This window comes from Pseudomonas sp. G5(2012), assembly GCF_000408945.1.
GTDB lineage: Bacteria > Pseudomonadota > Gammaproteobacteria > Pseudomonadales > Pseudomonadaceae > Aquipseudomonas > Aquipseudomonas umsongensis.
The window spans coordinates 20,224-28,895 of record NZ_APIO01000112.1 but is presented as its reverse complement, the minus strand read 5'-3'; the positions used below and the strand labels follow the sequence as shown (position 1 = coordinate 28,895).

The window sequence follows — 8,672 nt, the reverse complement described above, 5'->3', positions numbered from 1 at the left end:
CCGCAGCAACGGATATGTACTCAGAAAACAATCTCCCACAACAAGCTTCGATGCGGCATGGATCAACGTTGGTAGAGGCCCCGATGGACGTCGTCACAGGTTGACGGACAGGCTCAGGGTGTGAGAGGGCAAGAAAATCAAGATCTAAAGCCAAGCAAAGCCAAAGCCAAAGCAAAAGCCGACCGGTCGGCCTGTTTTTCAAGTGCAGGTTAATGAGCGGCCGACACCCGCCACACCTTATTCCCCACATCATCGGCCACCAGCAAGGCGCCTTGCTGATCGATCACCACGCCCACCGGCCGACCCATGGCTTTTTCCTCATCATTGAGGAACCCGGTGAGCACATCCACCGGTTGCCCGCTTGGCTTGCCACCGCTGAAGGGCACGAAAATAACTTTGTAACCGCTGTGCGGCTTGCGGTTCCAGGAGCCATGCTGGCCGATGAACGCACCTTCCTTGAACTGCGCCGGCAATCGGTTGCCTTCGGCAAAGGTCAGGCCAAGTGAAGCGGTGTGAGGCCCCACCGCATAGTCCGGGGCGATCGCCTTGGCCACCAGGTCCGGGTTTTGCGGGTCGACACGCTCGTCGACATGCTGGCCGTAATAACTGAATGGCCAGCCATAGAAGGCGCCGTCTTTCACCGAGGTGATGTAGTCCGGCACCAGGTCGCTGCCGATTTCGTCCCGCTCATTCACGGCCGTCCACAGCGCACCGCTTTGCGGCTCCCAGGCCATGCCGTTGGGGTTGCGCAGGCCTGAAGCGAAGATCCGGTGGTTGCCGGTGGCGCGATCCACTTCCCAGATCGCCGCGCGCCCTTGCTCCTGGTCCATGCCGTTTTCGCCGACGTTGCTGTTGGAGCCCACCGTGACATACAGCTTGCTGCCGTCCTTGCTGGCGATGACGTTTTTGGTCCAGTGGTGGTTCAGGGTGCCCCCTGGCAAGTCGACGACCTTGATCGGTTTGTTCTGGATTGCCGTGTCGCCGTTCTCATAATGGAAGCGCAACAGCCGGTCGGTGTCGGCCACGTACAGGTCATTGCCGACCAGGGTCATGCCGAAGGGCGAGTTGAGGTTTTCCAGGAATACCGTGCGGGTTTCGGCAACGCCATCGTGGTTGCCATCTCGCAGCAGGGTGATGCGGTTCGGGCTCGGCACGCCGGCACCGGCGCGCCCCATGACTTTCTTGGTGATCCAGCCCTTGATGCCTTTGTTGTCATCGGGTTTGGGCGGGGCATTGGTTTCGGCAACCAGCACGTCGCCATTGGGCAGCACATAAAGCCAGCGTGGATGATCGAGGTTCTCGGCAAATGCGCCGACCTGAGTACCGCTGGCCGCGACGGGTTTTGCGCCGTCCGCCCAGCCAATGGCCGGGGCGATGTTCATTGTCGGGAACAGCGTCTTGTCCGGTTCCGGTAGCTTGGGGGACGGCCCGATGCCGTCGGTGACTTGCAAGCGGGCGGTTTCGCCACAGGCGACGAGCCCTCCCGCTAATGCGATGACGAAAACCAGCTCGGATGTGCGCATTGCTGACCTTCCCTATGAATGCAGTGACTTAAATCATAGAGAAGCGGCAAAGCCCGATGGTTCAACCTTTAGCCGCGAGCTTCCTTGAGCAACACGGCAATGCCTGGGTGATAGTGACCGGCTTCATTGCGCAATTTGCGATAGGCATAGGGGAAATACCAGGCCACGGCGCAGCAATGCTCCTTTTGCAGGTCATCGACCATGTCCTGGAGTTCCTCCGGGGTGGCGCCTTGCTGGCTCTTGTGGGGAGCGACGAACAGGCAGCCGATTCTCAGGTCGCTGGCGTAGCTGATTTTTTTCGCGTCACTGGTGATGTCCAGCAAGGCCTGGGTCAGGTTCAGGCTGTTAACGCGTGGCCAGCGCTGCGTGGCCTGCAGCCAGGCGCGATCTTCGGTGGTGGCGATAAACAGGTCGGCGCGGCCGTTGCGTTCGCCTTCTTCGGTCTGTTTGCGCGTGGGCGATTGTTGCAGCGTGACCATCTCAGCCATCCATGCCGCGGCAGAAAGCAGGCCGAGGTTGGCTTTTTCATCGAGCCAGTAGGGTGTCTCGTTGTCGCCGCGAACGGCGTTATAACGATCGATACAGTCGAACCAGCGCTCCAGCACCGGACGCAGGAATTCCAGCTTCGGATTACTGATGATCATGCCTTGCATGGGGCTCACCTTATTATTGTGTTGTGAGATTGTGGCAAATTGATATCACTGAAGTGAGTGTGACACAAGATTGACGTCATTTTATGAATGGTTGGCAGTTATTCGTTCCGGCACCCTGTCTTCAATTGACGCTCCACCCCCAACCCTCTAACCTTCGCCGCTTGTTTCAGGTGCTCTGTGGCTTGGGTCGACAGAGTGAAACAGGGAAGCCGGTGAGTGAGCGCTTCAGTCGATGAAGCCCTGCGATCCCGGCGCTGCCCCCGCAACGGTAAATGAGTGAACACTGCGCTTGAAGCCACTGCGTCGATCCATCGATGCGGGAAGGCGCGCAGCGAGGCTTCACGCCGCTCATGAGCCCGGAGACCGGCCTGATCCATCCAAGCGGCATCACGGTGGGCGATGCCAGGCTTCTTGCCGTCTATTCTTGTGCCTGCCCGCCGTTAATCCTGCCTCAACGGAGAGCTCCCCCATGTCTGACAATCCTGATCGTGACGAACGTCACCTGGCGCGCATGCTGCGCAAAAAGGCCGTGATCGACGAACGCATCGCCAATTCCCCAAACGAATGTGGCCTGCTGCTGGTGCTGACCGGCAATGGCAAAGGCAAGAGCAGTTCGGCGTTCGGCATGCTGGCGCGTGCCATGGGGCATGGCATGCAGTGCGGCGTGGTGCAGTTCATCAAGGGACGTAACAGCACCGGTGAAGAGCTGTTCTTCCGGCGCTTTCCCGAGCAGGTGCGTTTTCATGTGATGGGCGAGGGCTTCACCTGGGAAACACAGGATCGCCAGCGCGACATCGCGGCTGCCGAAGCGGCCTGGGCGGTGTCGCAGCAACTGCTGCGCGACCCGTCCATCGGCCTGGTGGTGCTGGACGAACTGAACATCGCCCTCAAGCACGGCTACCTCGATCTCGATCAGGTGCTCAGCGATTTGCAGGCGCGTCCGCCTATGCAGCACGTGGTGGTTACTGGTCGCGGCGCCAAGCCGGAGATGGTTGAACTGGCGGATACCGTCACTGAAATGGGCATGATCAAGCACGCCTTCCAGGCCGGTATCAAGGCGCAAAAAGGCGTGGAGCTGTGAACCAGCCTCGACGTTGCCCGGCGGTGCTGATTGCTGCGCCGGCGTCCGGCCAGGGCAAGACCACCGTGACCGCTGCGCTGGCCCGGTTGCATCGTAACCAGGGCCGTAAGGTTCGCGTGTTCAAGTGCGGCCCGGACTTTCTCGATCCGATGATCCTCGAACGCGCCAGCGGTGCGCCGGTGTATCAACTGGACATGTGGATGGTCGGCGAGCAGGACAGTCGCCGCCTGTTGTGGGAGGCCGCTGGCGACGCTGACCTGATCCTGATCGAAGGCGTCATGGGGCTGTTCGACGGTACGCCGTCCAGCGCTGACCTGGCGCGGCATTTCGGCGTGCCGGTGCTCGCTGTGATCGACGGCACCGCCATGGCCCAGACCTTCGGCGCACTGGCCCTGGGCCTGGCGCGTTATCAGCCGGACTTGCCGTTTGCCGGCGTGCTGGCCAACCGCGTGGGCACCCTGCGCCACGCGCAACTGCTCGAAGGCAGCCTGACCGAAGGCCTGCGCTGGTATGGCGCCTTGTCACGGGAGACCGGGATCGAATTGCCGAGTCGACACCTTGGCCTGGTGCAGGCCAGCGAGTTGAATGACCTGGATGTGCGCCTCGATGCGGCGGCCGAGGCCCTGGCCGGCAGTTGCGAAGTCGAACTGCCGCCGGCGGTGGAATTCGCCGCGCCCGATGTGGTGACAGTCGAGCCCTTGCTGGCTGGCGTGCGCATCGCCGTGGCCCGTGACGAAGCGTTTGCCTTTACCTATGGCGCCAGTCTCGATGTGCTGCGGGCGATGGGCGCCGAGCTGCGGTTTTTCTCGCCGATCCGTGATGCAGGTTTGCCAGAGGCCGACAGCCTGTACCTGCCGGGTGGCTATCCGGAATTGCACCACGTGGCATTGGCGCAGAACACTGCCATGCTCAGCGCCATCCGCGCCCACCACGCGGCAGGCAAACCCTTGCTGGCCGAATGCGGCGGCATGCTTTATTTGCTCGATTCGCTGACCGATGTCGAGGGCACTCGTGCCGAGCTGGTCGGCTTGTTGAAGGGCGACGCGGTGATGCAAAAGCGCCTTGCTGCATTGGCTCTGCAAGCGGTTGAGCTGCCGGAAGGTTCTTTGCGCGGGCATACCTATCACCATTCGTTGACCACGACCGAGCTTGTTCCGATTGCCCGTGGCCTGAGTCCTAACGGCGGGCGTGGGGCCGAAGCGGTTTATCGTGAGGGGCGGATGACGGCCTCTTACGTGCACTTTTATTTCCCGTCCAATCCATCAGCGATTGCCGCTTTGTTTGCGCCTGACTGGACGGACGCCTTCGCGAGCAGGCTCGCTCCCACAGGGGAACGCATATCAAATGTGGGAGCGAGCCTGCTCGCGAAGAGCCATGACTGACAACGCCTTCAGCCAGGCCGAACGCGACGCGGTCTACCGCGCCATCGGTGAACGCCGCGACATGCGTCACTTCGCCGGCGGCACGGTCGAGCCCGAGCTGCTGCGACGCCTGCTCGAAGCCGCGCATCAGGCCCCAAGTGTCGGCCTGATGCAGCCCTGGCGGTTCATCCGCATCAGCGATCGAGCCTTGCGTGGCCAGATCCAACAGCTGGTGGAGCAAGAACGTATCCGCACCGCCGAGGCCCTGGGTGAGCGCACCGACGAATTCATGCACCTCAAGGTCGAGGGCATCAACGATTGCGCCGAAGTGCTGGTCGCCGCGTTGATGGACGATCGCGAACGGCACATCTTCGGTCGTCGCACCCTGCCGGAAATGGACCTGGCCTCGTTGTCTTGCGCCATCCAGAACCTCTGGCTGGCGTCCCGCGCCGAAGGGCTGGGCATGGGCTGGGTCTCGCTGTTCGAACCGCAAGCCTTGGCGGACCTGCTGGGCCTGCCGCCTGGTGCCAAGCCCCTGGCCATTCTCTGCCTGGGACCGGTCAAGGCCTTCTATCCGGCGCCAATGCTGGTGCTCGAAGGCTGGGCGCAGGCGCGTCCGTTGAGTGAGCTGCTGTACGAAAATTATTGGGGAGTGAGTCAATGAGTGTGGCGTTGTTGAGTGTCGCCGCGGTAGCGCTGGATGCGCTGCTGGGTGAGCCCAAGCGCTGGCATCCGCTGGTGGCGTTTGGCCGTTTCGCCGAGCGCATCGAGCAACGTTTCAATGGTGGCGGTCGCGGCTGGCGCAGCCATGGGGTCACCGCGTGGGTGATCGCCGTAGTGCCGCTGACCCTGTTGGCCACGGCGCTCTCATGGGCGCCGTACGTCGGCTGGATCGTCGAGATTCTCGCGCTCTATTGCGCCCTGGGCATGCGCAGCCTCGGCGAGCACGTCACGCCGGTGGCCAAGGCCTTGCGCAGCGGTGACCTTGAAGAAGCGCGCCAACGCGTGAGTTATCTGGTCAGCCGCAAAACCAGTGATCTGGATGAAACCGCCGTGGCCCGTGCCGCCACCGAATCGGTGCTGGAAAACGGCAGCGACGCGGTGTTCGCCGCGCTGTTCTGGTTTGCCGTGGCCGGTGCGCCCGGCGTGGTGCTCTACCGTTTGAGCAACACCCTGGACGCGATGTGGGGCTATCGCAACGAACGCTTCGAGCGTTTCGGCTGGGCGGCGGCCAAGATCGACGACGTGCTCAATTACATTCCGGCGCGCCTGGTGGCGCTGACCTATGCACTGCTGGGCAAGACCCGACTGGCGTTGAAATGCTGGCGTACCCAGGGGCCAACCTGGGACAGCCCGAATGCCGGTCCGGTGATGGCGGCGGGGGCCGGTGCGTTAGGCGTCGAGCTGGGCGGGCCGGCGATTTATCACGGTGAACTGCATCAGCGCCCGACGCTGGGCGAGGGCGTGCCGGCGGATTCCGACGCCATCGACCGCGGCTGGCAACTGGTGCAGCGTGGGGTATGGTTGTGGCTGCTGATTCTGTGCGTGGGGTCTGAATTTTATGCTTGAGCACGGCGGACGACTGCGCAAGGCGGCGCACGATTACGGCATCGATGAAGCCGATTGGCTTGACCTGTCCAGCGGCCTGGCCCCCTGGCCGTTTCCAGTGCCGGACATCCCGCAACGGGCCTGGGCGCGATTGCCGGAAACCAATGACGGTCTGGAGCAGGCGGCCTGCGACTACTACGGCACCTTGCAAGCGTTGCCGGTCGCCGGTTCGCAGATGGCCATCCAGTTGCTGCCGCGTTTGCGGCGGGCGGGCAAGGTCGGCGTACTGTCACCCTGTTATGCCGAACATGCCGAGGCGTGGCGGCGCAATGGCTACATCGTGCGCGAAGTGCTGGAGCAGGAGGTCGACTTCTTCGTCGATAGCCTCGACGTGCTGGTGGTGGTCAACCCGAATAATCCAACCGGGCTGAACCTGACGCCCGCGCGGCTGCTCGACTGGCATTCGCGCCTGGCCCCGCGCGGTGGCTGGCTGGTGGTGGACGAGGCCTTCATGGACAACACGCCGCACCTGAGTGTGGCGCCGTTTGCCCATCAGGTAGGCTTGATCGTGCTGCGCTCCTTTGGCAAGTTTTTCGGCCTGGCCGGCGTGCGCCTGGGTTTTGTCCTGGCTGAGCGCAAGTTGCTCAAGTTGCTCGCCGAGCAAGTAGGGCCGTGGGCGGTCAGCGGGCCGACCCGAGTGCTGGGCCAGGCGTGCCTGCGCGACACCGAAGGGCACGTTCGGCAGCGCGAGCGCGCCGATGAGGCCAGTGCGCGGCTGGCCACCCTGTTGACCCGGCACGGCTTCCAACCCCAAGGCGGGTGCGCCTTGTTCCAATGGCTAATCACCGAGCGCGCCGAAGTACTGCACGAGTTCATGGCCCGGCGCGGCATTCTATTGCGCCTGTTCACCCACAACAGCAGCCTGCGTTTCGGCCTGCCTGGCGATGAAGCAGACTGGGCCCGCCTCGACTGCGCGTTCGACGCCTTCACCAGGGAAAGCCAATGACCACGCTAATGGTGCAGGGCACCACATCCGACGCCGGTAAAAGCACGCTGGTGACGGCACTGTGCCGCTGGGTTACGCGCCAGGGTGTCAGCGTGGTGCCGTTCAAGCCGCAGAACATGGCGCTCAATAGCGCGGTGACTGCCGACGGTGGCGAGATTGGTCGCGCGCAAGCCGTGCAAGCCCAGGCCGCTTTTCTTGAGCCCCACACCGACATGAACCCGGTGCTGCTCAAGCCCAACAGCGATACCGGCGCCCAGGTGATCATCCATGGGCGTGCAGTCACCACGATGAATGCCGTGGCCTATCACGACTACAAATCCATTGCGATGCAAGCGGTGCTGGCGTCCCACGAACGCTTGAGCTCAGCGTATCCAGTGGTGATGGTCGAGGGGGCGGGCTCACCGGCCGAGATCAACCTGCGCGCTGGCGACATCGCCAACATGGGCTTCGCCGAAGCGGTGGATTGCCCGGTGGTGCTGATCGCCGACATCAATCGGGGCGGGGTTTTCGCTCACCTGGTGGGCACCCTGGAACTGCTGTCGCCCTCCGAGCAGGCGCGGGTCAAAGGTTTCGTCATCAACCGTTTTCGCGGTGACATCGCCCTGCTGCAACCCGGTCTCGACTGGCTGGAAACGCGCACTGGCAAACCGGTGATCGGCGTACTGCCGTACGTGATGGACCTGCACCTGGAGGCCGAGGACGGCATCGACCAGCGCCAGGCCGACAAGGCCGGGCAGCTGTTGAAGGTGGTGGTGCCGGTGCTGCCGCGCATCAGCAACCACACCGATTTCGATCCACTGCGCCTGCACCCGCAAGTGGACCTGCAATTCATTGGCCCCGGCCAGGCGATTCCAGCGGCCGACCTGATCATTCTGCCAGGCTCGAAAAGCGTGCGTAGCGATCTGGCCTATCTGCGCGCCAATGGCTGGGACGCCGCGATCTCGCGACACCTGCGCTATGGCGGCAAAGTCCTGGGTATTTGCGGTGGCCTGCAGATGCTCGGCGAGCAGGTGCATGACCCGCTGGGACTTGAAGGCGCGCCGGGGTCCAGTGATGGCCTGGGCCTGCTGGCATTCACCACGCAGCTCGAAGAACACAAGCAGCTACGCAACGTGCGCGGGCGTCTTGCACTGGAGAATGCCGAGGTCTGCGGCTATGAGATTCACGCTGGCGTTACCACCGGACCTGCCCTGGAAAATGCCGCCGTGCAGTTGGACGATGGTCGTTGCGATGGCGCGCAGAGTGTCGATGGGCAAATTTTCGGCACCTATTTGCATGGCCTGTTTGAATCCCCGGCGGCGTGCAGTGCGCTGTTGCGATGGGCGGGTTTGCAGAATGTGCAGGAGGTGGATTACCACGGCTTGCGCGAGCGGGATATCGAGCGCTTGGCGGATCTGGTTGAAAAGCATCTGGATACCCAGCTATTACGTGAGCTCTGTGGATTCTGAGGTGGCTGTTCCGGCCTCTTCGCGGGCAAGCCTTGCTCCTACAGGTGATCAC

General features: G+C 62.8%; 8 protein-coding genes and 1 riboswitch. Of the genes, 6 read left to right on the top strand and 2 right to left on the bottom strand.

Annotated elements, in window-relative coordinates:
• Positions 1–209 precede the first annotated feature (209 nt).
• Both PG5_RS27510 and PG5_RS27505 read right to left on the bottom strand, forming a co-directional pair.
• Positions 210–1,523: a sorbosone dehydrogenase family protein gene (locus PG5_RS27510; protein ID WP_020800357.1), complete on the bottom strand. Its 1,314-nt coding sequence runs from the start codon at positions 1,521–1,523 to the stop codon at positions 210–212.
• 68 nt (positions 1,524–1,591) lie between these two features.
• Complete coding sequence (locus PG5_RS27505; RefSeq protein WP_020800356.1) at positions 1,592–2,176, bottom strand: hypothetical protein; 585 nt, start codon at positions 2,174–2,176, stop codon at positions 1,592–1,594.
• A 151-nt stretch (positions 2,177–2,327) separates the two neighbouring features.
• Positions 2,328–2,563: riboswitch (cobalamin riboswitch) on the top strand.
• Between the two features lie 82 nt (positions 2,564–2,645).
• Here PG5_RS27505 and cobO point away from each other — a divergent pair.
• The 6 genes from cobO to PG5_RS27475 are packed head-to-tail and all read left to right on the top strand — an operon-like array spanning position 2,646 to position 8,620.
• Entirely contained in the window at positions 2,646–3,257 is a 612-nt protein-coding gene (gene cobO / locus PG5_RS27500) for a cob(I)yrinic acid a,c-diamide adenosyltransferase (RefSeq protein ID WP_020800355.1), read from the top strand.
• Complete coding sequence (locus PG5_RS27495; RefSeq protein WP_020800354.1) at positions 3,254–4,639, top strand: cobyrinate a,c-diamide synthase; 1,386 nt, start codon at positions 3,254–3,256, stop codon at positions 4,637–4,639. Before cobO ends, PG5_RS27495 begins: the two co-directional genes overlap by 4 nt.
• Positions 4,632–5,282, top strand: a complete 651-nt coding sequence (gene bluB / locus PG5_RS27490; RefSeq protein WP_033043976.1) for a 5,6-dimethylbenzimidazole synthase — start codon at positions 4,632–4,634, stop codon at positions 5,280–5,282. The genes PG5_RS27495 and bluB overlap by 8 nt, the downstream gene beginning before the upstream one ends.
• Positions 5,279–6,187: an adenosylcobinamide-phosphate synthase CbiB gene (gene cbiB / locus PG5_RS27485; RefSeq protein ID WP_020800352.1), complete on the top strand. Its 909-nt coding sequence runs from the start codon at positions 5,279–5,281 to the stop codon at positions 6,185–6,187. Before bluB ends, cbiB begins: the two co-directional genes overlap by 4 nt.
• Positions 6,180–7,172: a threonine-phosphate decarboxylase CobD gene (gene cobD, locus PG5_RS27480; RefSeq protein ID WP_020800351.1), complete on the top strand. Its 993-nt coding sequence runs from the start codon at positions 6,180–6,182 to the stop codon at positions 7,170–7,172. Before cbiB ends, cobD begins: the two co-directional genes overlap by 8 nt.
• Positions 7,169–8,620 (top strand): cobyric acid synthase, encoded by a 1,452-nt coding sequence (locus tag PG5_RS27475; protein WP_020800350.1) that lies wholly within the window; start codon positions 7,169–7,171, stop codon positions 8,618–8,620. Before cobD ends, PG5_RS27475 begins: the two co-directional genes overlap by 4 nt.
• The last annotated feature ends 52 nt before the right edge of the window (positions 8,621–8,672 follow it).